Consider the following 20,914-nt stretch of genomic DNA (forward strand, 5'->3'; position numbering starts at 1 on the left):
AGGACTACTTCTTGCCCGGCTTCTTCTTACCGGCGATGGCGCGACGCGGGCCCTTGCGGGTACGAGCGTTCGTGCTGGTGCGCTGGCCGTGGACCGGCAGACCGCGGCGGTGACGCAGACCCTGGTAGCAGCCGATCTCCACCTTGCGGCGGATGTCGGCCTGGATCTCGCGACGGAGGTCACCCTCGGTCTTGATGTTGTTGTCCACGTACTCGCGGATCTTGACCAGGTCCTCTTCGGCCAGGTCACGAACGCGGGTGTTCGGGTTCACACCGGTGGCGGCGAGGGTCTCCTGCGCCAGGGTGCGGCCGATACCGAAGACGTAGGTGAGTGCGATCTCCACACGCTTTTCGCGCGGGATGTCAACACCGGAAACGCGTGCCATGCAATGGCTCCTGTGTGTTCGGGGGTCTTCCGCAGAACCACTCCCGCCCGCCGACCCCGCCACACCCCTGAGGGGTCGTGGAAGAGGTGGTACGAACCGGGTCTCCGGCCCCCGCCGGAGGTGTCGTCAGCCGCGGTGCGGCCGGACGGGTTCTGCCTATGTACGTTGTGCTCGCGTCGCGCGAAGAACTGCGGGAAGTGCAGGTCGGCGTGCGTCAGCCCTGGCGCTGCTTGTGGCGCAGGTTGTCGCAGATGACCATGACCCGGCCGTGACGGCGGATCACCTTGCACTTGTCGCAGATCTTCTTGACGCTCGGCTTGACCTTCATGGGGTGAGGTTCTCCGGGTCAGTGCCGACGCCCCGAAGAGGGGCGCGACAAGATCTACTTGTAGCGGTAGACGATCCGGCCACGCGTCAGGTCGTACGGAGACAGCTCCACGACGACCCGGTCGTCCGGAAGGATTCGGATGTAGTGCATCCGCATCTTGCCGGAGATGTGCGCGAGGACCTTGTGACCGTTCTGAAGCTCCACCTTGAACATCGCGTTCGGGAGGGACTCGATCACGGTGCCCTCGATCTCGATGGCACCTTGCTTCTTGGCCACGCTTCGCCCTTCGAATCGGCTACCTTGATCGACTCCCGTCGCCATGTGCGGACACACGGGTACACGAGAGCCGACGCATCAGTCTACGCCAGGCCCCTCGAAAAGACGAATCCAGGGAGCTTGCCCAGGGTTCGTGATCCTTACGCAGGGCCCGGCGGGCGGCGGCCGAAGACCGCCGGGTGCCCCGGGTCCGGCGGCCCGGGGTCCCGGAGCCGGGGCAGGGCCCCGTCCGGCGGTCGGCGGGCTCAGCCCAGCGGGTCCGGCGCCGCCGTGATCCCCAGCTCGGCCAGCCGGGCCCGGCCGCAGTCCGGCGCGGTGAGGACGAGCGGCCCCTCCTCGGTCACGGCCACCGAGTGCTCCCAGTGGGAGGACCAGGTCCCGTCCGTGGTGATCACGGTCCACTCGTCCGCGAGCACCTCGGTCTTCGGCGTGCCCAGCGAGACCATCGGCTCGATGGCCAGGCAGAGGCCGGGCACCAGCTTGGGGCCCTTGCCGCGCTTGCGGGCGACGTAGTTCAGCAGATGCGGTTCCATGTGCATCTCGGTGCCGATGCCGTGGCCGCCGTACTCCTCGATGATCCCGTACCGGCCGCCGCCCGGCTTGGGCTGGCGGCGGATGTAGGTCTCGATGGACCGCGAGACGTCCACCAGGCGGTTGCCGCTCTTCATCGCGGCGATCCCGGCCCACATGGACGCCTCGGTCACCCGGGACAGCTCGACCAGCTCCGGGGCGTGACCGGTGCCGACGAAGGCGGTGTAGGCGGCGTCCCCGTGCCAGCCGTCGATGACGGCACCGGCGTCGATGGAGATGATGTCGCCGTCCTTGAGCACGGTCTTGTCGTCCGGGATGCCATGGACGACGACCTCGTTCACCGAGGTGCAGATCGTGGCGGGGAAACCGCCGTAGCCCAGGAAGTTCGACTTCGCCCCGTGCTCGGCGATCACCTTGCGGGCGACCTCGTCCAGGTCCCGGGTGGTGGCGCCGGGCACGGCGGCCTCGCGCGTCGCGGCGTGGATCGCGGCGACGACCAGCCCCGCCTCGCGCATCTTCGCGATCTGCTCCGGGGTCTTGATCTGCACCATGGCCTTGCCTTCCACCTCTGTCGTCGGTCCTCTGTGACCGTCTGCGCCCTGCCGGCGGGACGGCCCCTCGGGGCTCCGGTCCTCGCTCAACAGTACGGCCGCGGTGCCTCTCGGACACCGCGGCCGTCGGTCGCGCACCGCGTACGGCCGTGCACGACTCTGGTACTGCTCCTGACGGTACGGACACCCGTACCGCGAAACCGTCCGCCCTGGCCGGCGGCGGCCTCGGTCTTCTACTGCAACGCGGCCATCGCCCGCTGGGTCACCTCGGTGACCTTGCCCAGCGCCGAGATCGTCACCACGAGGCCCTGGCCCCGGTAGTAGTCGATGATCGGCTCGGTCTGGGTGTGGTAGACCTCCAGGCGCTTGCGCACGGTGGTCTCGGAGTCGTCGTCGCGCTGGTACAGATCGCCACCGCAGACGTCGCACACACCCTCCTGGGCCGGAGGCGAGTACGTCACATGGAAGACGTGGCTGGAGTCGTTCCGGCAGATGCGCCGGCCCGCGATCCGCTTGACCACCTCGTCCTCGGGGACCTCCAGGTCGAGCACCGCGTCCAGCGTCATGCCCTCGGACTTCAGCATCGCGTCCAGCGCCTCGGCCTGCGAGACATTGCGCGGGAAGCCGTCGAGCAGAAAGCCGCCGGTGGCGTCCGGCCGTTCCATCCGGTCCTTGGCCATGCCGATGGTGACCTCGTCGGGGACCAGCTCTCCCGCGTCCATGTAGGACTTGGCCTGACGGCCGAGGTCGGTGCCCTGGCTGATGTTGGCCCGGAAGAGATCCCCCGTGGAGATGTGCGGGATCGACAGGTTCTCGGCAAGGTACGCGGCCTGCGTTCCCTTGCCCGCACCGGGGGGTCCGACGAGGACGATTCGCATTAGCGGAGGAACCCTTCGTAATTGCGCTGCTGGAGCTGGCTCTCGATCTGCTTCACGGTCTCCAGACCCACACCCACGATGATGAGGATGCTTGTCCCGCCGAACGGGAAGTTCTGGTTCGCGCCCCCGAAGAAAGCCAACGCCATCGTCGGCACAAGAGCAATCAGGCCCAGATACAGCGAGCCCGGCCAAGTGATCCGGTTGAGTACGTAACTCAGATACTCGGCAGTAGGTCGACCAGCCCGGATGCCCGGGATGAACCCACCATACTTCTTCATGTTGTCCGCGACTTCCTCGGGGTTGAACGAGATAGCCACATAGAAGAAGGCGAAGAAGACGATCAGAATGAAGTACGCGGTGATGTAGTACGGGTGGTCACCTGTGACGAAGTACTTCTCGATCCAGGTCTTCCACTCCGAGGTACCGCTGGAGAACTGTGCCACCAGGGCCGGGATGTACAGCAGCGACGAGGCGAAGATGACGGGGATCACACCCGCCTGGTTCACCTTGAGCGGAATGTAGGTCGACGTACCGCCGTACGAACGGCGGCCGATCATGCGCTTGGCGTACTGCACCGGAATCCGGCGCTGTGCCTGCTCCACGAAGACGACCAGGCCGACCATCACAAAACCGACCGCGATGACGGTGCCGAACTCGATCCATCCCTGTGCGAGCTTGCCGCTCTCCTTGATGGCCCAGAGCTGACCCGGGAAGCCGGCCGCGATGGAGATGAACATCAGGATCGACATGCCATTGCCGATTCCGCGGTCGGTGATCAGTTCACCGAGCCACATGACGGCAGCCGTACCCGCGGTCATCGTGATGACCATCGTGACGGTCGTGAAGATGGATTGGTCGGGAACGATCTGATTCGCGACCTGACAGCCACTGAAGAGCGCGCCACTGCGCGCGGTGGCCACCAGACCGGTGCCCTGGAGCACGGCGAGAGCGATCGTCAGATAACGGGTGTACTGCGTAATCTTCGCGGTCCCGGACTGACCCTCCTTCTTAAGGGCTTCCAATCGCGGAATGACCACGGTCAGCAGCTGGAGGATGATGCTCGCCGTGATGTAGGGCATGATGCCCAGGGCGAAGATGGTGATCTGCAGCAGCGCGCCGCCACTGAACATGTTCACCAGGCCGAACAGGCTGTTGTTGTTCTCCTGCGCCTGGTCTACACAGATCTGTACGTTCTGGTAATCGATGCCCGGTGTGGGGATATGTGACCCGAGCCGGTACAGCACGATGATGGCGAGCGTGAACAGCAGCTTCTTGCGCAGGTCGGGCGTCTTGAACGCCCGGGCGAACGCGGTGAGCACGGTGCCTCCTGCGACCCCCGCGCAACTGCGTCAGAGGTGACGGTCTTGAGGATCGACGAATACGTTTCAGGCAAGTCCGTACGGTCCCGGTGAAAGCGGACCTTACGGTACGAGGGGCAGACCCCCCGCATGTTTACAGCAACAGTGCACGCCACCTTACCGGCGACGGTGCCCCCCTTGGAACGACCAACCGGGGATGCCCCATTTGAGAGGGCATCCCCGGTCGGATGGTTCAGCTTTCAGCCACAGAGGCCGTCTCAGACGAGCTCGGTGACCGTGCCGCCAGCGGCGGCGATCTTCTCCTTGGCGGAGCCGGAGACGGCGTCGACCGTCACCTGCAGCGCCACGGAGATCTCGCCCTGGCCCAGGACCTTGACGAGGTGGTTCTTGCGAACCGCACCCTTGGCGACCAGATCGGCCACCGTGACCTCGCCACCCTGCGGGTAGAGCGCGGCCAGCTTGTCCAGGTTGACCACCTGGTACTCGGTGCGGAAGGGGTTGTTGAAGCCCTTCAGCTTCGGGAGGCGCATGTGGAGGGGCATCTGCCCACCCTCGAAGCGCTCCGGAACCTGGTAGCGGGCCTTGGTGCCCTTGGTTCCACGACCTGCGGTCTTACCCTTGGACGCCTCACCACGACCCACACGGGTCTTGGCGGTCTTGGCACCCGGGGCGGGGGCGAGGTTGTGGAGGCGCAGCGGGTTGTTCTCCGCCATGTCAGTCGACCTCCTCGACCGTGACGAGGTGGCGGACGGTGTGCACCATGCCGCGGAACTCGGGACGGTCCTCCTTGACAACCACGTCGTTCAGCCGCTTGAGGCCGAGCGAACGCAGGGTGTCGCGGTGGTTCTGCTTACTGCCGATGTACGACTTCGTCTGCGTGATCTTGAGGCGGGGCATCAGGCACCCGCTCCCGCACGAGCACGCAGCAGAGCCGCGGGGGCGACGTCCTCCAGCGGCAGACCGCGGCGGGCCGCGATCTCCTCGGGACGCTGGAGACCCTTCAGGGCCTCCACGGTCGCGTGCACGATGTTGATCGCGTTGTCGGAGCCGAGCGACTTCGACAGGATGTCGTGGATACCGGCGCACTCCAGAACGGCGCGCACCGGACCACCGGCGATAACACCGGTACCCGGGGTGGCGGGCTTGAGCAGGACGACGCCCGCAGCCTTCTCACCCTGGATGGGGTGGGGGATGGTGCCCTGGATACGGGGGACCTTGAAGAAGTGCTTCTTGGCCTCCTCCACACCCTTGGCGATGGCGGCCGGCACCTCCTTGGCCTTGCCGTAACCGACACCCACGGTGCCGTCACCATCGCCCACCACGACCAGCGCGGTAAAGCTGAAGCGACGACCACCCTTCACAACCTTGGCGACGCGGTTGATCGCGACGACGCGCTCAACGTAAGCGGTCTTCTCGGCGGCAGCAGCGCCACCGTCCCGACCCTTCCGGTCCCGCCGCTCGCCGCCACCGGCACCGCTGCCGCGGCGCTGGGGTCCAGCCATTGGAATTACCTCTCTCTTTTTCCGCTAGCTACGCAGCGACATAAAGTCGCTAGCGCGAACGGCGGCTCAGAACTTGAGCCCGGCCTCGCGGGCGGCGTCCGCCAGGGCGGCGATGCGCCCGGCGTACTGGTTACCACCACGGTCGAACACGACGGCCTCGACACCGGCGGCCTTGGCGCGCTCGGCGACCAGGGCGCCGACCTGCTTGGCGTGGGCGCTCTTGTCGCCCTCGCCACCGCGGATCGAGCTGTCCAGGGTCGACGCCGACGCGAGCGTGTGGCCCGCGATGTCGTCGATGACCTGCGCGACGATGTGACGGTTGGAACGCGTCACCACCAGACGGGGACGCTCCGCCGTGCCATTGACACGCTTGCGGATGCGAATGTGCCGGCGCTTGATGGCGGCGCGCTTGTACGCGTCACCCTTAGCGATCTTCACACCGTATGCCATGGCTTACTTACCCGCCTTTCCGACCTTGCGGCGGATGACCTCGCCCGCGTACTTCACGCCCTTGGCCTTGTACGGGTCGGGCTTGCGCAGCTTGCGGATGTTCGCGGCGACCTCGCCGACCTTCTGCTTGTCGATGCCCTCGACCGAGAACTTGGTCGGCGACTCGACCTTGAAGGAGATCCCCTCGGGGGCCTCCACCGTGATCGAGTGGCTGTAGCCGAGCTGGAACTCCAGGTTGGAGCCCTTCGCGGCGACGCGGTAACCGACACCGCTGATTTCGAGCGCCTTGGTGTACCCCTGGGTCACACCGGTGATCATGTTCGCCACCAGCGTGCGGGACAGGCCGTGCAGGGCCTTGTTCTGACGCTCGTCGTTGGGACGGGTGACGTTGAGAACGCCGTCCTCGCCCTTGGCGATCTCGATCGGCGCGGCAACGGTGTGGGTGAGGGTGCCCTTCGGGCCCTTCACCTCGACCGTGCGGCCGTCGATGGTGACGTCCACACCGGCGGGAACCTGGATGGGGAGCTTGCCGATACGCGACATTGGCTTTTCCTCCGTTCCCGACTACCAGACGTAGGCGAGGACTTCCCCACCCACGCCCTTCTTCTGTGCCTGCTGGCCGGTGAGCAGCCCGTGGGACGTGGAGATGATCGCCACGCCGAGGCCGCCCAGAACCTTGGGCAGGTTGGTGGACTTCGCGTAAACGCGCAGACCCGGCTTCGAGATCCGCTTGATGCCCGCGATGGAGCGCTCACGGTTCGGACCGAACTTGAGCTCAAGGACGAGGTTCTTGCCGACCTCGGCGTCCTCGACCTTCCAGCCGCTGATGAAGCCCTCCTGCTGGAGGATCTCCGCGATGTGCGACTTGATCTTGCTGTGCGGCATCGCCACGGTGTCGTGGTACGCCGAGTTCGCGTTCCGCAGACGCGTCAACATGTCTGCGATCGGATCAGTCATGGTCATGAATTGGCCTTCGGCCTCTCTCGCCGGGGTTTCCTGTATGCGCCATCCCTCTCCCCACACAGGGGCGGGACGGGTGCGGCGCGGGGACCTACGGCGTAGTAAGTCGTACGGGCGGCGGACGCCCAACCCTCCTAGCCTAAGCCATGGAGTGCTGGGCCCCCGCCGACCCTCTGCTTACCGAGAGCGTCCGGTAGAACCCGAAAAGCGGGTTTTACCAGGAGCTCTTGGTCACGCCCGGCAGCTCGCCACGGTGAGCCATCTCACGAAGGCACACACGGCAGAGGCCGAACTTGCGGTACACGGAGTGGGGACGACCGCAGCGCTGGCAGCGCGTGTAAGCACGCACGCCGAACTTGGGCTTGCGGGCCGCCTTGGCAATGAGAGCCTTCTTCGCCACGGCTCACGCCTCCTTGAACGGGAAGCCGAGGTGACGAAGGAGCGCGCGGCCCTCAGCGTCGTTGGTCGCCGTGGTCACCACGGTGATGTCCATACCCCGGACGCGGTCGATCTTGTCCTGGTCGATCTCGTGGAACATGACCTGCTCGGTGAGACCGAAGGTGTAGTTGCCACGGCCGTCGAACTGCTTGGGGGACAGACCACGGAAGTCGCGGATGCGCGGCAGCGCCAGCGACAGGGTGCGGTCCAGGAACTCCCACATGCGGTCGCCACGGAGCGTGACGTGTGCACCGATCGGCTGGCCCTCGCGCAGCTTGAACTGCGCGATGGACTTACGGGCCTTGGTGACGGCCGGCTTCTGGCCGGTGATCGTGGTGAGGTCCTTGATGGCACCCTCGATCAGCTTGGAGTCGCGGGCGGCGTCGCCCACACCCATGTTGACCACGATCTTGACGAGACCGGGGATCTGCATGACGTTCTCGTACGAGAACTCCTCGCGCAGCTTGTCCTTGATCTCGTTGCGGTACTTCGTCTTGAGACGCGGAGTGGTGGTGGTAGCCATCAGATGTCCTCACCCGTCCGCTTGGCAACGCGGATCTTGTTGCCCTCGTCGTCGAAGCGGTAACCGACGCGGGTCACGACCTTGTTGCCGTCCTTCTCCACGACGAGCTGAACGTTGCTCACGTGAATCGGGGCCTCAGTGGTGATGATCCCGCCGGACTGCGAACCGCGCGCGGTCGGACCGGCCTTGGTGTGCTTCTTGACCCGGTTGACACCCTCGACCAGGACCCGGTCCTCGCGGGGGAAGGCCGCGATGACCTTGCCCTGCTTGCCCTTGTCCTTGCCGGTGATGACCTGTACCAGGTCGCCCTTCTTGATCTTCATGCTTACAGCACCTCCGGCGCGAGCGAGATGATCTTCATGAACTTCTTCTCGCGCAGCTCACGGCCGACGGGGCCGAAGATACGGGTGCCGCGAGGGTCGCCGTCGTTCTTCAGAATGACGGCGGCGTTCTCGTCGAAGCGGATGTACGAGCCGTCCTGGCGGCGGCGCTCCTTGACGGTGCGAACGATGACCGCCTTGACGACGTCACCCTTCTTCACGTTGCCACCGGGGATCGCGTCCTTGACGGTGGCGACGATGACGTCACCGATGCCCGCGTAGCGGCGACCCGAACCACCGAGAACACGGATGCAAAGGATCTCCTTGGCACCAGTGTTGTCGGCGACCCGAAGTCGCGACTCCTGCTGGATCACGTCTATCTCCTGTTTGTCTGCCGGTTCCCCGGGGGGCCGCTGAGCGGCCCCCCGGAGCCTGGCGGAACTGAACTCGAAGGGTTACCCCTTCAAGCGATTACTTGGCCTTCTCGAGGATCTCGACGACGCGCCAGCGCTTCGTCGCGGACAGCGGCCGGGTCTCCATGAGGAGGACACGGTCGCCGACGCCCGCAGCGTTCTGCTCGTCGTGGGCCTTGAGCTTGTTCGTACGACGGATGACCTTGCCGTACAGAGCGTGCTTGACGCGGTCCTCGACGGCGACGACGACGGTCTTGTCCATCTTGTCGCTGACGACCAGACCCTCGCGGGTCTTGCGGAAGCCGCGCTCGGCCTTGGTCTCTTCAGTCACGTTGTTCTCGCTCATCAGGCGCTCTCCACCGTCTCGATGCCCAGCTCGCGCTCGCGCATCAGGGTGTAGATCCGGGCGATGTCCTTACGGACGGCCTTGAGCCGACCGTGGTTTTCGAGCTGGCCCGTCGCCGCCTGGAAGCGGAGGTTGAACAGCTCTTCCTTGGCCTCGCGGAGCTTGTTGACAAGCTCCTCGTTGCCCAGCTCGCGCAGCTCCGACGCCTTGGTACCGGTCGACATCACGCTTCACCTGCCTCGCGCTTGACGATCCGGCACTTCATCGGCAGCTTGTGGGCTGCACGAGTGAGGGCCTCACGCGCAGTCTTCTCGTTCGGGTAGGACAGCTCGAACATCACGCGACCGGGCTTGACGTTCGCGATCCACCATTCCGGCGAACCCTTACCGGAACCCATGCGGGTCTCGGCGGGCTTCTTCGTCAGGGGACGGTCCGGGTAGATGTTGATCCAGACCTTGCCGCCACGCTTGATGTGGCGGGTCATCGCGATACGGGCCGCCTCGATCTGGCGGTTGGTCACGTACGCCGGAGTAAGGGCCTGAATGCCGTACTCGCCGAACGCAACCTGCGTACCACCCTTGGCCATGCCACTGCGCTTCGGGTGGTGCTGCTTACGGTGCTTGACCCTACGGGGGATCAGCATGTCGGTCAGGCCTCCGTTCCGGTGCTCTCAGCCGGAGCAGCGGCAGCGGCCTCGGCCTTGGGGGCCTCGGCAGCGGCGCTCTGCTGCGGCTTGCGACCGCGACCGCCACGCTCGCCACCGCGGCCACCGCGGCCGGCCGGGCGGTCGGAACCGCCACGGGCCGGACGGTTGCCGGCGCGGGCGGCGGCGTTCTCGGCGCGGACCTCGGCGATGTTCTTGACATCGCCCTTGTAGATCCAGACCTTCACACCGATGCGGCCGAAGGTCGTCTTGGCCTCGAAGAAGCCGTACTCGACGTTCGCGCGGAGCGTGTGCAGCGGCACACGGCCCTCGCGGTAGAACTCCGAGCGGGACATCTCGGCGCCGCCGAGACGGCCACCACACTGGATCTTGATGCCCTTGGCGCCCGCCTTCATCGCCGACTGCATGCTCTTGCGCATGGCACGGCGGAAGGAGACGCGCGAGGAGAGCTGCTCGGCGACGGCCTGGGCCACCAGCTGAGCGTCCACCTCGGGGTTCTTGACCTCAAGGATGTTGAGCTGGACCTGCTTGCCGGTCAGCTTCTCCAGCTGGCCACGGATCTTGTCGGCCTCGGCGCCACGGCGACCGATGACAATGCCCGGGCGAGCGGTGTGGATGTCCACGCGGACACGGTCACGGGTGCGCTCGATCTCAACCTTCGAGATACCGGCGCGCTCCATGCCGGACGTCAGCATCCGACGGATGGCGACGTCTTCCTTGACGTAGTCCTTGTACAGCTTGTCGGCGTACCAGCGGGACTTGAAGTCCGTGGTGATGCCGAGCCGGAACCCGTGCGGGTTAACCTTCTGGCCCATTACCGGGTTCCTTCCTTGCTGCTGACGACCACGGTGATGTGGCTGGTCCGCTTACGGATCCGGTAGGCACGGCCCTGGGCACGCGGACGGAACCGCTTCAGGGTCGGGCCCTCGTCCACGTACGCCTCGCTGATGACCAGCGTGGAGGCGTCCGTGTGGTCGTAGTTGTGCGCGGCGTTGGCGATGGCGCTGTCCAGCACCTTGCCAACCGGCACGCTCGCGGCCTGCGGGGCGAAACGCAGGACCGCCTGAGCCTCCGTGGCGTCCATGCCACGGATGAGGTCCACCACGCGGCGGGCCTTCATGGGCGTGACGCGGATGTACCGCGCCTGGGCCCTGGCTTCCATGGTTGTCCCTTCAGTGTCTGACACGTTCGTCATAGTCGTTCCACCCCGCGATTAGCGGCGCTTCGACTTCCGGTCGTCCTTGACGTGGCCGCGGAAGGTGCGAGTCGGCGAGAACTCGCCGAGCTTGTGGCCGACCATCGACTCGGTGACGAACACCGGAACGTGGGTCTTGCCGTTGTGCACCGCGATCGTGTGGCCCAGCATGGCCGGGACGATCATCGAGCGACGGGACCAGGTCTTGATGACGTTCTTGGTGCCTGCCTCGTTCTGTACGTCCACCTTCTTGATCAGGTGGTCGTCGACGAAGGGCCCCTTCTTGAGACTGCGCGGCATCTAAACCCGCTCCTAGCGCTTCTTGTTCGTCTTGCGGCGGCGGACGATGTACTTGTTGCTCGCCTTCTTGGGAGAACGCGTACGACCCTCCTTCTGACCCCACGGGCTGACCGGGTGGCGACCACCGGAGGTCTTGCCCTCACCACCACCGTGCGGGTGGTCAACCGGGTTCATCGCGACACCGCGGACGGTCGGGCGGACGCCCTTCCAGCGCAGGCGGCCGGCCTTGCCCCAGTTGATGTTCGACTGCTCGGCGTTGCCGACCTCGCCGATGGTGGCGCGGCAGCGGACGTCGACCAGACGGATCTCACCGGACGGCATGCGCAGGTGGGCCATGGAGCCCTCCTTCGCCAGCAGCTGCACGGAGGCACCCGCGGAGCGGGCGAACTTCGCGCCGCCGCCGGGCCGCAGCTCGATGGCGTGGATGGTCGTACCGACCGGGATGTTGCGCAGCGCCAGGTTGTTGCCCGGCTTGATGTCGGCCCCGGGGCCGTTCTCGACGCGGTCACCCTGCGACAGGCCACGCGGCGCGATGATGTAGCGCTTCTCGCCGTCCGCGTAGTGGAGCAGCGCGATGCGCGCGGTGCGGTTCGGGTCGTACTCGATGTGAGCGACCTTCGCCGGCACGCCGTCCTTGTCGTGACGACGGAAGTCGATCACACGGTAGGCGCGCTTGTGGCCACCGCCCTGGTGGCGGACGGTCACACGACCGGTGTTGTTACGGCCGCCCTTGCTGTGCAGGGGGCGGACCAGCGACTTCTCCGGCGTGGACCGCGTGATCTCGACGAAGTCGGCGACGCTGGAGCCACGACGGCCCGGAGTCGTCGGCTTGTACTTGCGGATACCCATTTCTCAGTCCTCGTCCGATATTCGGACCAGGGCGCTCCGTCAGGAGGCCTGGCCGAAGATGTCGATACGGTCGCCCTCGGCGAGGGTCACGATGGCGCGCTTCGTGTTGGCGCGCTTGCCGAAACCGGTGCGGGTGCGCTTGCGCTTGCCCTGGCGGTTGATCGTGTTGACCCCGGTGACCTTGACCGAGAAGACCTTCTCAATGGCCTGCTTGATCTGGGTCTTGTTGGCACGCGGGTCGACGACGAACGTGTACTTGTTCTCGTCCAGCAGCGCGTAGCTCTTCTCGGAGACAACCGGCTTGACGAGAATGTCGTGCGGGTCCGAGAAGGTCTTGCTGGTAACGGTGACCTGAGCGTTGTCGGTCATCAGGCGTCGTTCCCTTCGGTCTCGTTGGCCTGGGGGCCAGACACGAAGGTCTCGAAGGCGGCCTGAGTGAAGACCACGTCCTCGGAGCGGATCACGTCGTACGTGTTCAGCTGGCCCGGCTCCAGGATGTGCACCTGGGGCAGGTTGCGGGCGGACAGCCACGCGGCCTCGTCGGAGCGCTCGACGACCAGGAGCAGGTTCTTGCGCTCCGAGATCTTGCCGAACAGCGTCCGGGCGGCCTTGGTGGAGATGCCACCCTCGACCACGCCGGTGACGACGTGGATACGCGCGTTGCGGGCCCGGTCGGTGAGGGCACCGCGCAGGGCGGCGGCCTTCATCTTCTTGGGGGTGCGCTGCGAGTAGTCGCGCGGCACGGGGCCGTGCACAACGCCACCGCCGGCGAACTGCGGAGCGCGGGTCGAACCCTGGCGGGCGCGGCCGGTGCCCTTCTGGCGGTAGGGCTTCTTGCCACCACCACGGACCTCGCCACGCGTCTTGACCTTGTGCGTGCCCTGGCGGGCAGCGGCCAGCTGCGCGACGACGACCTGGTGGATCAGCGGAACGCTGACCTTGGCGTCGAAGATCTCGGCCGGGAGCTCGACGGTCCCGGTCTTGTCACCCGCGGGCGACAGAATGTCAATGGTGCTCATAGTCCTCAGGCCCCCTTGGCCGCAGTGCGGACCAGGACCAGGCCGCCGTTCGGACCAGGAACCGCGCCCTTGATGAGCAGCAGGCCCTTCTCCGCGTCAACGGCGTGAACGGTCAGGTTCTGGGTGGTGACCCGCTCGTTGCCCATACGGCCCGCCATGCGGAGGCCCTTGAACACACGGCCCGGGGTGGCGCAGCCACCGATGGAACCGGGAGAGCGGTGCTTGCGCTGCGTACCGTGACCGGCACCCAGACCACGGAAGTTGTGGCGCTTCATGACACCGGCGAAGCCCTTGCCCTTGCTCTTGCCCGTGACGTCAACCTTGACGCCGGACTCGAACACGGCAGCCGTGATCTCCTGGCCGAGCGTGTACTCGCTGGCGTCGGAGGTACGGAGCTCCACCAGGTGGCGGCGCGGGGTCACGTCGGCCTTGGCGAAGTGGCCCTTGAGGGGCTTGTTCACCTTGCGCGGGTCGATCTCGCCGAAGGCGATCTGGACCGACTCATAGCCGTCGACGTCATTGGTACGGACCTGGGTGACAACACAGGGCCCGGCCTTGACGACGGTCACCGGGACGACACGGTTGTTCTCGTCCCAGACCTGGGTCATGCCGAGCTTCTCGCCCAGGACGCCCTTGATCTGCTTAGCCATCTTCTCCGTGCCTCTCAGAGCTTGATCTCGATGTCAACGCCGGCCGGAAGGTCCAGGCGCATCAGCGAGTCAACGGTCTTGGGCGTCGGGTCGAGGATGTCGATCAGGCGCTTGTGCGTGCGCATCTCGAAGTGCTCGCGCGAGTCCTTGTACTTGTGCGGCGACTTGATGACGCAGTACACGTTCTTCTCAGTGGGCAGCGGCACCGGGCCCGCGACCGACGCACCAGTGCGGGTCACCGTCTCGACGATCTTCTTCGCCGAGGAGTCGATGACCTCGTGGTCGTAGGCCTTGAGCCGGATGCGGATCTTCTGTCCCGCCATGGCTACTCAGTAGTCCTGTCTCTAGTGAACGCTCTGGAACTCGGGGGGTCCTGCGCTTTTCTCCGACCCACGCGGTCGGGCGTGTCGCGCTCCCTCTACGCAGATGTCCCAGGGGACATCCCAACCAAGGGGGCGCGGGTCCGGCCCGCGCATCGGGGGAAAAGCACCCACCGAGTGCCTGGTCTGCACCCCGCTGACACTTCCCGGAAGATTCCCGTACGTCCGCCTCAGCGCTGCCGTACGGCAGATGGGGCGACGAGTACTGTGGGACTCGCTTCCGGTCCTCCCGGCGGGAGGCGCGCAGCATCGGCACTCAACCGAGCAACCCGCACAGTCTGCCATACGGGATGGCGCGCTGGCCAATCGAGCCGTAGAGAGTACCCCAGGTCACGGGGGTTCACGCAGACGGCACGGCGCATCGCGCGAAGATCGCCGGAAAGATCGCCTCGGCTCCGGCTCCCCGGACCGCTCCCCCGCCGTCCGCGGACGGATCACCGAGTGATCGTCCAGCCCCTCGGACGGCTTCCCCGACGGCTCCCGGGCGACTCCCCGGCCGCCCCCCCTGCACCTCCCCGGCCGCGCCCCGACTGCACTCCGGCACCTCCCCGGCTGTACGCACGGTGACCCCTCGGCCGTCGCCCGCCGTCGCCCGCCATCGCCCGCCATCACGACGGAGCGTTACCCTCCGCTCGCCTCCCGTCCCCTCCCACGTGCGTTATCACCGTGTTTTTGAACAAGAGTTCACCGCTCGGGCAACCCTGTGTGACGATAATCCGTCTCATTCTGCGCGACCCCGCCTGACCAGCGGTTCGCGCCAGTACCACCATGTAACGCAGCCAGGGCCGCAGGCCGCCCGCTGCGGGGGAAGCGGACGGAGCGCACGGCCAAGTGAAGAGAGCACCCTCGCATGCCCTGGTTCGGGCTGCCCGGATATCCGAGCCGGAGTCCGGTGCCGGGGCGGACACCCCCCGGCGCGGGCCCCGGCGCCGCGCCCTCGTGACCGCGGCGGGCCTGCTCGGCGCGGGCGTCGCCACCGGCTGCACGGTTCCCGACCCGCAGCGGCCGATACCTGCGGCCGACCCCGCGCCCGGTATGCCGATCGCCAGCTCCCGGCGGGCCCAGCTGATGCAGATCCTCGCCCACCCGGACGACGATCTGTACTTCATGAACCCGGACACCCAGCGGATGCTCGACTCCGGGACCCCCCTGGTCTGCGTCTATGTCTCCGCCGGGGAGCACACCGGGAAGAACCGCGTCCCCGGGGGGCAGGAGCCGGCCCCGGACACCCGCGCCTACTCCTCCGCCCGCCACCAGGGGCTGCGGCAGGCGTACGCCTCCCTCCTCGGGCTGGACAAGTTCACCGAGTGGACCCGGGGCGTCACCGCACTGCGCCGGGACCGGCTGGCCGAGATCAACACCCTCACCAACGGCCACCGCCGGGTCGAGCTGATCTTCCTCAATCTGCCCATGCACACCCGCCGCCGCTGGATGGCGCTCCCCAGCCTCTGGCACGACCGCGCGGTCGAGGTGCAGACCGTGATCGCCGAGGGCTCCCCGCTGCGGAAGACCGTCCCGTACGCGTACGACGAGCTGATCGACGTCCTCGTCGGGCTGATGGAGCAGTACCGGCCCACCGTGATCCAGACCCTGGACCCGGACCCGGACATCCAGCACAGCGACGAGCGGACCCGCCGTCTGGACAGCGAGCAGCGCGGCTACTCCGACCACGGCGACCACACCGCCGTGGCCTGCTTCAGCTGGGCGGCGATGGTGCGCTGGGTGGCCCGGGCGACCGAGGACGGCGGGCAGGTGCCCGGCTTCGTCGTGAACGCCTTCCGCGGCTACTACAACCGCCACTGGCCCAAGAACCTCCCGCCGCGGGTCCTCCAGGAGAAGGCGGCGCACCTCGTCCCCTACGGCGGTGACCCCGGCTGGCAGTGCGGCAACGACGCGGGCTGCGGCGACTACAGCGTCGGCGGGACCCGGCCGCTCCGGAACAAGAAGGGCTGGGTGCGCTCCACCCACCACCGCTACCCCGGGCCCCGCCCGGCCGTCACCGTGCAGCCGGACAAGCGGCTCGCCGCCTACGGGGTGCTGGGGCTGCGCGCGGTGCGCTGGCGGGAGACCGCGCCCGGCAGCGGCACCTGGGGCGCCCCGGACGACCTGGGCGGCGGCCCGCTGGCGCCCGCGCTGGGCGCCGCGGTCCTCAAGGACGGACGCCAGCTCCTCTTCGGGCTGCGGTTCGCCGCGCTCGGCGGGCGGGGGGCGCCCAACCGACGCGAGATCGTGCTGCTGGAGCAGCGGCGCGCGGGCGGCGACTTCCTGCCCTGGACGGGCCTCGGCAACCCGGAGCACAGCGACGACCGGGGCCGGCGGATCGGGGTCCCGGTGGCGGTGGCCGCGCCGGACGGCCGGGTCCACCTCTTCGTGCGCGACGCCGACAAGCAGCTCAGCACCCGGGTGCGGGCGGCCGACGGAAGCTGGGGCCCCTGGCGGCGCCTCGGCGGTCCGGAGATCCAGGACGGGCTCAGCGCGGTGGTGGACGCGCGGGGGCGGGTCCAGGTCTTCGCCGCGGGCCGGGACGGTGTGGCGCACTGGGGGCAGCGGGCCCCCGGGGAGCCGGTGGCCCTCCGCCCCGGGGGCCCGCTGCCGCCGCCCGGCGGGCCGGTCACCGCGCTCCCCGACCGGGACGGCGGGGTGGGGCTCTACTACCGCGCGCCGGCGGCGGCGGAGCTGACCGCGGTCGGCCTCGACGGCACCCCGCTGCCCGGCGGCGGGCTCCCCGGGTACGGCCCGGTCGGCGCGGTCCGCACCCGTACGGGCGCCGTCCTGCTCGACCGGGGGCTGCGGGGCGGGATGCGGCTGTCCTCGTCCGGCCGGACGGTGAACCGTTCGGCGGGAGTCCGGGCGCTGTCCGACCCCACCCTGCTGGACTGCCACTACGGCCCCACCGCCGTCGCTCTCGGGGCGGACGCGCGGCCCTTTCTCGTCTGGCACCCGAAGAACGGCACGGCCCCGGTGCGGCGCACGGGCAGCGTCTGAGCAGATCCGTCCGCCGTCCGAGGACGGCGGACGGCGTACGGCAGAGGGCAGAGGGCAGACGAAAGGGCCCCGCACCGGTGAACGGTGCGGGGCCCTTCGTACGGCGGCTCGCTGGGAGCTACCGGGTCAGAGCGTCAGGCGATCACTTGGTGATCTTGACGACCTGGCCGGCGCCCACGGTCCGGCCACCCTCACGGATGGCGAACTTCAGGCCCTCCTCCATGGCGACCGGCTGGATCAGCGCGACGGTCATGGAGGTGTTGTCGCCCGGCATGACCATCTCGGTGCCCTCGGGGAGGGTCACGACGCCGGTCACGTCCGTGGTACGGAAGTAGAACTGCGGGCGGTAGTTGTTGAAGAACGGGGTGTGACGGCCACCCTCGTCCTTCGACAGGATGTAGGCCTGGGCCTCGAACTCGGTGTGCGGGGTGACCGAGCCCGGCTTGATGATGACCTGGCCGCGCTCGACGTCCTCGCGCTTGATGCCACGGAGGAGCAGACCGACGTTCTCACCGGCCTGGCCCTCGTCGAGCAGCTTGCGGAACATCTCGATGCCGGTGACCGTGGTGGTGGTCTTCTCGGTCTTGATGCCGACGATGTCGACGGTCTCGTTGACCTTGAGGACACCACGCTCGATACGACCGGTGACGACGGTGCCACGACCGGTGATCGTGAAGACGTCCTCGATCGGCATCAGGAACGGCTTGTCGACGTCACGCTCGGGCTGCGGGATCGCCTCGTCGACGGCGGCCATCAGGTTCAGGACCGACTGGCCCCACTCCTTGTCGCCCTCCAGCGCCTTCAGCGCGGAGACGCGGACGACCGGCAGGTCGTCGCCCGGGAACTCGTACTCGGAGAGGAGCTCACGGACCTCGAGCTCGACGAGCTCCAGGATCTCCTCGTCGTCCACCATGTCGGCCTTGTTCAGGGCGACGACGATGTACGGAACGCCGACCTGGCGGGCCAGGAGCACGTGCTCCTTGGTCTGCGGCATCGGGCCGTCGGTGGCGGCGACCACGAGGATGGCGCCGTCCATCTGCGCGGCACCGGTGATCATGTTCTTGATGTAGTCCGCGTGACCCGGGCAGTCGACGTGCGCGTAGTGACGCGACTCCGTCTGGTACTCGACGTGCGCGATGGAGATGGTGATACCGCGCTGGCGCTCCTCAGGAGCCTTGTCGATCTGGTCGAACGCCGAAGCCTCGTTCAGGTCCGGGTACGCGTCGTGCAGCACCTTGGTAATGGCGGCCGTGAGGGTCGTCTTACCGTGGTCGATGTGACCGATGGTGCCGATGTTGACGTGCGGCTTAGTCCGCTCGAACTTCGCCTTCGCCACTGGGGTCCTCCTGGGGAGTGGTTCTGTACGCCTTACTCATCGGCGCCAGGTGATCTTTGCTGGGATGCCGGGTCCCAGGGGCATTCCATCCCGGTCTGGGAGGGAATGCCCCGTCGGGCTCCGGTGACAAGCCTAAAGCGTGCACTCGGGTGAGTTACTCGCCCTTGGCCTTCGCGATGATCTCCTCGGCGACGTTCCGCGGAACCTCGGCGTAGGAGTCGAACTGCATCGAGTAGCTTGCGCGACCCGAGGTCTTGCTGCGGAGGTCGCCGACGTAGCCGAACATCTCCGACAGCGGCACGAGGCCCTTGACGACACGGGCGCCGCTGCGCTCCTCCATGGCCTGGATCTGGCCACGGCGGGAGTTGATGTCGCCGATGACGTCACCCATGTAGTCCTCGGGCGTGACGACCTCGACGGCCATCATCGGCTCAAGGATGACGGGGGACGCCTTGCGGGCGGCCTCCTTGAACGCCTGCGAACCGGCGATCTTGAAGGCGAGCTCGGAGGAGTCGACCTCGTGGAAGGCGCCGTCGAGGAGCGTGACGCGCACGCCCGTCATCTCGTAGCCCGCCAGGATGCCGAACTGCATGGCCTCCTGCGCACCGGCGTCCACGGAGGGGATGTACTCCTTGGGCACGCGGCCACCGGTGACCTTGTTCACGAACTCGTACGCCGAGTCGCCGCCCTCGATGGGCTCGATCGCGATCTGCACCTTGGCGAACTGACCGGTACCACCGGTCTGCTTCTTGTGGGTGTAGTCCACGCGCTCGACGGCCTTGCGGATCGTCTCGCGGTACGCGACCTGCGGCTTGCCGACGTTGGCCTCGACCTTGAACTCACGACGCATACGGTCGACGAGGACATCGAGGTGGAGCTCGCCCATACCACCGATGATGGTCTGGCCGGTCTCCTCGTCCGAGTGGACCTGGAAGGAGGGGTCCTCCTCCGCGAGACGCTGGATGGCGACACCCAGCTTCTCCTGGTCGCCCTTGGACTTGGGCTCGATCGCGACCTGGATCACCGGCGCCGGGAAGTCCATGGACTCCAGGATCACCGGGTTCTTGTCGTCGCAGAGCGTCTCACCGGTGGTGGTCTGCTTCAGGCCCATGACGGCGACGATGTCACCGGCGCCCACCGACTCGATCTCCTCACGCTTGTTGGCGTGCATACGGTAGATCTTGCCGATGCGCTCCTTCCGCCCCTTGACGGAGTTCAGCACCGCGGTGCCGGCCTCCAGGCGACCCGAGTAGACCCGGATGAAGGTGAGCTTGCCCAGGTGCGGGTCGCTCGCAATCTTGAACGCGAGGGCCGCCAGCGGCTCGGTGTCGGCCGGCTTGCGCTTCACGACCACCTCGGGGTCCTTGACGTCGTGGCCCTCGATGGCCTCGACGTCCAGGGGGGAGGGGAGGTAGCGCACGACGGCGTCGAGCAGGGGCTGGACGCCCTTGTTCTTGAACGCGGTGCCGCAGAACACGGGGGTGACGGTGGAGGTGTCGGGCTTGCCGGACGCGATGGTGATACGACGGATCGCGGCGTACAGCTGCTCCTCGGTGGGCTCCTGGCCCTCCAGGTACAGCTCCATGATCTCTTCGTCGTTCTCCGCGACCGTCTCGATCAGCTTGCCGCGCCACTCGTCGGCGGCCTCGGTGTGCGTGGCCGGGATGTCGACGACGTCGTACATCTCGCCCTTGGACGCCTCGGCGGACCAGACCAGGGCCTTCATGCGGACGAGGTCCACAACACCCTGGAAGTTGGCCTCGGCGCCGATCGGGAGCTGCATCACGATCGGGGTCGCGCCGAGGCGGTCCACGATCATGTCGACACAGCGGTGGAACTCGGCACCGGTGCGGTCGAGCTTGTTGACGAAGCAGATACGCGGAACGCCGTAGCGGTCCGCCTGACGCCAGACGGTCTCGGACTGCGGCTCAACACCGGCGACACCGTCGAACACGGTGACGGCACCGTCGAGGACACGGAGCGAACGCTCCACCTCGACGGTGAAGTCCACGTGACCCGGGGTGTCGATGATGTTGATCGTGTGATCGACGTCCTCGAGCGGCCAGTGACAGGTCGTCGCGGCGGACGTGATCGTGATGCCGCGCTCCTGCTCCTGCTCCATCCAGTCCATCGTGGCAGCGCCGTCGTGGACCTCACCGATCTTGTAGCTCACACCGGTGTAGAAGAGGATGCGCTCGGTGGTCGTCGTCTTGCCCGCGTCGATGTGGGCCATGATCCCAATGTTGCGGACCTTGGCCAGGTCAAGCGAAGTGGTGGCCATATGGCTCAGTCTTCTCTCGGTCTCGATGGGGGTAG

At 67.2% G+C, this 20,914-nt stretch carries 30 protein-coding genes; 1 reads left to right on the forward strand and 29 read right to left on the reverse strand.

From position 1 onward, the window contains the following. Positions 1 to 4: 4 nt before the first annotated feature. From rpsM to rpsJ, 27 genes are all read right to left on the reverse strand, one after another. Positions 5 to 385, reverse strand: coding sequence for a 30S ribosomal protein S13 (rpsM, locus tag CRV15_RS10155; protein ID WP_003956433.1), 381 nt, complete (start codon positions 383 to 385; stop codon positions 5 to 7). 214 nt (positions 386 to 599) lie between these two features. Continuing rightward, entirely contained in the window at positions 600 to 713 is a 114-nt protein-coding gene (rpmJ, locus tag CRV15_RS10160; protein ID WP_003956441.1) for a 50S ribosomal protein L36, read from the reverse strand. A 54-nt stretch (positions 714 to 767) separates the two neighbouring features. Beyond that, positions 768 to 989, reverse strand: a complete 222-nt coding sequence (gene infA / locus CRV15_RS10165) for a translation initiation factor IF-1 (protein ID WP_003956442.1) — start codon at positions 987 to 989, stop codon at positions 768 to 770. Positions 990 to 1,234: 245 nt separating this feature from the next. Then, positions 1,235 to 2,071 (reverse strand): type I methionyl aminopeptidase, encoded by an 837-nt coding sequence (gene map / locus CRV15_RS10170; protein WP_003956443.1) that lies wholly within the window; start codon positions 2,069 to 2,071, stop codon positions 1,235 to 1,237. A 233-nt stretch (positions 2,072 to 2,304) separates the two neighbouring features. Next, complete coding sequence (locus tag CRV15_RS10175; RefSeq protein WP_003956444.1) at positions 2,305 to 2,949, reverse strand: adenylate kinase; 645 nt, start codon at positions 2,947 to 2,949, stop codon at positions 2,305 to 2,307. Beyond that, positions 2,949 to 4,268, reverse strand: a complete 1,320-nt coding sequence (secY, locus tag CRV15_RS10180; RefSeq protein ID WP_003956445.1) for a preprotein translocase subunit SecY — start codon at positions 4,266 to 4,268, stop codon at positions 2,949 to 2,951. Before secY ends, CRV15_RS10175 begins: the two co-directional genes overlap by 1 nt. A gap of 257 nt (positions 4,269 to 4,525) precedes the next feature. Beyond that, positions 4,526 to 4,981: a 50S ribosomal protein L15 gene (gene rplO / locus CRV15_RS10185; RefSeq protein ID WP_003956446.1), complete on the reverse strand. Its 456-nt coding sequence runs from the start codon at positions 4,979 to 4,981 to the stop codon at positions 4,526 to 4,528. Position 4,982: 1 nt separating this feature from the next. Next, positions 4,983 to 5,165, reverse strand: coding sequence for a 50S ribosomal protein L30 (rpmD, locus tag CRV15_RS10190; RefSeq protein WP_003956447.1), 183 nt, complete (start codon positions 5,163 to 5,165; stop codon positions 4,983 to 4,985). Further along, complete coding sequence (gene rpsE, locus CRV15_RS10195; protein ID WP_003956448.1) at positions 5,165 to 5,770, reverse strand: 30S ribosomal protein S5; 606 nt, start codon at positions 5,768 to 5,770, stop codon at positions 5,165 to 5,167. Before rpsE ends, rpmD begins: the two co-directional genes overlap by 1 nt. Before the next feature lie 66 nt (positions 5,771 to 5,836). Further along, the gene (gene rplR, locus CRV15_RS10200; protein WP_003956449.1) at positions 5,837 to 6,220 is read right to left on the reverse strand and encodes a 50S ribosomal protein L18; all 384 of its coding nucleotides are present in this window, start codon (positions 6,218 to 6,220) and stop codon (positions 5,837 to 5,839) included. Positions 6,221 to 6,223: 3 nt separating this feature from the next. Beyond that, positions 6,224 to 6,763: a 50S ribosomal protein L6 gene (gene rplF / locus CRV15_RS10205; RefSeq protein WP_003956450.1), complete on the reverse strand. Its 540-nt coding sequence runs from the start codon at positions 6,761 to 6,763 to the stop codon at positions 6,224 to 6,226. Between the two features lie 21 nt (positions 6,764 to 6,784). After that, complete coding sequence (rpsH, locus tag CRV15_RS10210) at positions 6,785 to 7,183, reverse strand: 30S ribosomal protein S8 (RefSeq protein ID WP_003956451.1); 399 nt, start codon at positions 7,181 to 7,183, stop codon at positions 6,785 to 6,787. Positions 7,184 to 7,394: 211 nt separating this feature from the next. Next, positions 7,395 to 7,580, reverse strand: coding sequence for a type Z 30S ribosomal protein S14 (locus tag CRV15_RS10220; protein ID WP_003956452.1), 186 nt, complete (start codon positions 7,578 to 7,580; stop codon positions 7,395 to 7,397). Between the two features lie 3 nt (positions 7,581 to 7,583). Further along, positions 7,584 to 8,141, reverse strand: a complete 558-nt coding sequence (gene rplE, locus CRV15_RS10225) for a 50S ribosomal protein L5 (RefSeq protein WP_003956453.1) — start codon at positions 8,139 to 8,141, stop codon at positions 7,584 to 7,586. Next, entirely contained in the window at positions 8,141 to 8,464 is a 324-nt protein-coding gene (rplX, locus tag CRV15_RS10230; RefSeq protein WP_003956454.1) for a 50S ribosomal protein L24, read from the reverse strand. The genes rplE and rplX overlap by 1 nt, the downstream gene beginning before the upstream one ends. Before the next feature lie 2 nt (positions 8,465 to 8,466). Then, on the reverse strand, positions 8,467 to 8,835 hold the full coding sequence (gene rplN / locus CRV15_RS10235) for a 50S ribosomal protein L14 (RefSeq protein ID WP_003956455.1): 369 nt from the start codon (positions 8,833 to 8,835) through the stop codon (positions 8,467 to 8,469). Between the two features lie 97 nt (positions 8,836 to 8,932). Further along, positions 8,933 to 9,220 (reverse strand): 30S ribosomal protein S17, encoded by a 288-nt coding sequence (gene rpsQ, locus CRV15_RS10240; protein ID WP_003956456.1) that lies wholly within the window; start codon positions 9,218 to 9,220, stop codon positions 8,933 to 8,935. After that, positions 9,220 to 9,444 carry a 50S ribosomal protein L29 gene (rpmC, locus tag CRV15_RS10245; protein WP_003956457.1) on the reverse strand — a complete coding sequence of 75 codons (225 nt, stop codon included), beginning with the start codon at positions 9,442 to 9,444 and terminating at the stop codon, positions 9,220 to 9,222. The genes rpsQ and rpmC overlap by 1 nt, the downstream gene beginning before the upstream one ends. Then, the gene (gene rplP, locus CRV15_RS10250; RefSeq protein WP_003956458.1) at positions 9,444 to 9,863 is read right to left on the reverse strand and encodes a 50S ribosomal protein L16; all 420 of its coding nucleotides are present in this window, start codon (positions 9,861 to 9,863) and stop codon (positions 9,444 to 9,446) included. The genes rpmC and rplP overlap by 1 nt, the downstream gene beginning before the upstream one ends. Positions 9,864 to 9,868: 5 nt before the next feature. Continuing rightward, positions 9,869 to 10,699, reverse strand: a complete 831-nt coding sequence (gene rpsC / locus CRV15_RS10255) for a 30S ribosomal protein S3 (protein ID WP_003956459.1) — start codon at positions 10,697 to 10,699, stop codon at positions 9,869 to 9,871. Continuing rightward, positions 10,699 to 11,046: a 50S ribosomal protein L22 gene (rplV, locus tag CRV15_RS10260; protein WP_009997296.1), complete on the reverse strand. Its 348-nt coding sequence runs from the start codon at positions 11,044 to 11,046 to the stop codon at positions 10,699 to 10,701. The genes rpsC and rplV overlap by 1 nt, the downstream gene beginning before the upstream one ends. Positions 11,047 to 11,097: 51 nt before the next feature. Next, positions 11,098 to 11,379, reverse strand: coding sequence for a 30S ribosomal protein S19 (gene rpsS, locus CRV15_RS10265; protein ID WP_003956461.1), 282 nt, complete (start codon positions 11,377 to 11,379; stop codon positions 11,098 to 11,100). A 12-nt stretch (positions 11,380 to 11,391) separates the two neighbouring features. Then, complete coding sequence (gene rplB / locus CRV15_RS10270; RefSeq protein WP_003956462.1) at positions 11,392 to 12,228, reverse strand: 50S ribosomal protein L2; 837 nt, start codon at positions 12,226 to 12,228, stop codon at positions 11,392 to 11,394. A 39-nt stretch (positions 12,229 to 12,267) separates the two neighbouring features. After that, positions 12,268 to 12,597 (reverse strand): 50S ribosomal protein L23, encoded by a 330-nt coding sequence (gene rplW, locus CRV15_RS10275; RefSeq protein WP_003961509.1) that lies wholly within the window; start codon positions 12,595 to 12,597, stop codon positions 12,268 to 12,270. Then, on the reverse strand, positions 12,597 to 13,247 hold the full coding sequence (gene rplD, locus CRV15_RS10280; protein WP_003961508.1) for a 50S ribosomal protein L4: 651 nt from the start codon (positions 13,245 to 13,247) through the stop codon (positions 12,597 to 12,599). The genes rplW and rplD overlap by 1 nt, the downstream gene beginning before the upstream one ends. A gap of 5 nt (positions 13,248 to 13,252) precedes the next feature. Then, positions 13,253 to 13,897, reverse strand: coding sequence for a 50S ribosomal protein L3 (gene rplC / locus CRV15_RS10285; protein ID WP_003956465.1), 645 nt, complete (start codon positions 13,895 to 13,897; stop codon positions 13,253 to 13,255). 14 nt (positions 13,898 to 13,911) lie between these two features. Then, positions 13,912 to 14,220, reverse strand: a complete 309-nt coding sequence (rpsJ, locus tag CRV15_RS10290; RefSeq protein ID WP_003948644.1) for a 30S ribosomal protein S10 — start codon at positions 14,218 to 14,220, stop codon at positions 13,912 to 13,914. 888 nt (positions 14,221 to 15,108) lie between these two features. Between rpsJ and CRV15_RS10295 the strand changes: the two genes are divergently transcribed. Then, complete coding sequence (locus tag CRV15_RS10295; protein ID WP_003961507.1) at positions 15,109 to 17,262, forward strand: PIG-L family deacetylase; 2,154 nt, start codon at positions 15,109 to 15,111, stop codon at positions 17,260 to 17,262. Between the two features lie 142 nt (positions 17,263 to 17,404). Here CRV15_RS10295 and tuf read toward each other — a convergent pair whose 3' ends face one another. Both tuf and fusA read right to left on the reverse strand, forming a co-directional pair. After that, positions 17,405 to 18,598, reverse strand: coding sequence for an elongation factor Tu (gene tuf / locus CRV15_RS10300; protein WP_003956470.1), 1,194 nt, complete (start codon positions 18,596 to 18,598; stop codon positions 17,405 to 17,407). Between the two features lie 154 nt (positions 18,599 to 18,752). Continuing rightward, positions 18,753 to 20,879, reverse strand: coding sequence for an elongation factor G (fusA, locus tag CRV15_RS10305; RefSeq protein WP_003956471.1), 2,127 nt, complete (start codon positions 20,877 to 20,879; stop codon positions 18,753 to 18,755). Between the last annotated feature and the right edge of the window lie 35 nt (positions 20,880 to 20,914).

Origin of the sequence: Streptomyces clavuligerus (assembly GCF_005519465.1) — a bacterium.
GTDB classification, from domain to species: domain Bacteria; phylum Actinomycetota; class Actinomycetes; order Streptomycetales; family Streptomycetaceae; genus Streptomyces; species Streptomyces clavuligerus.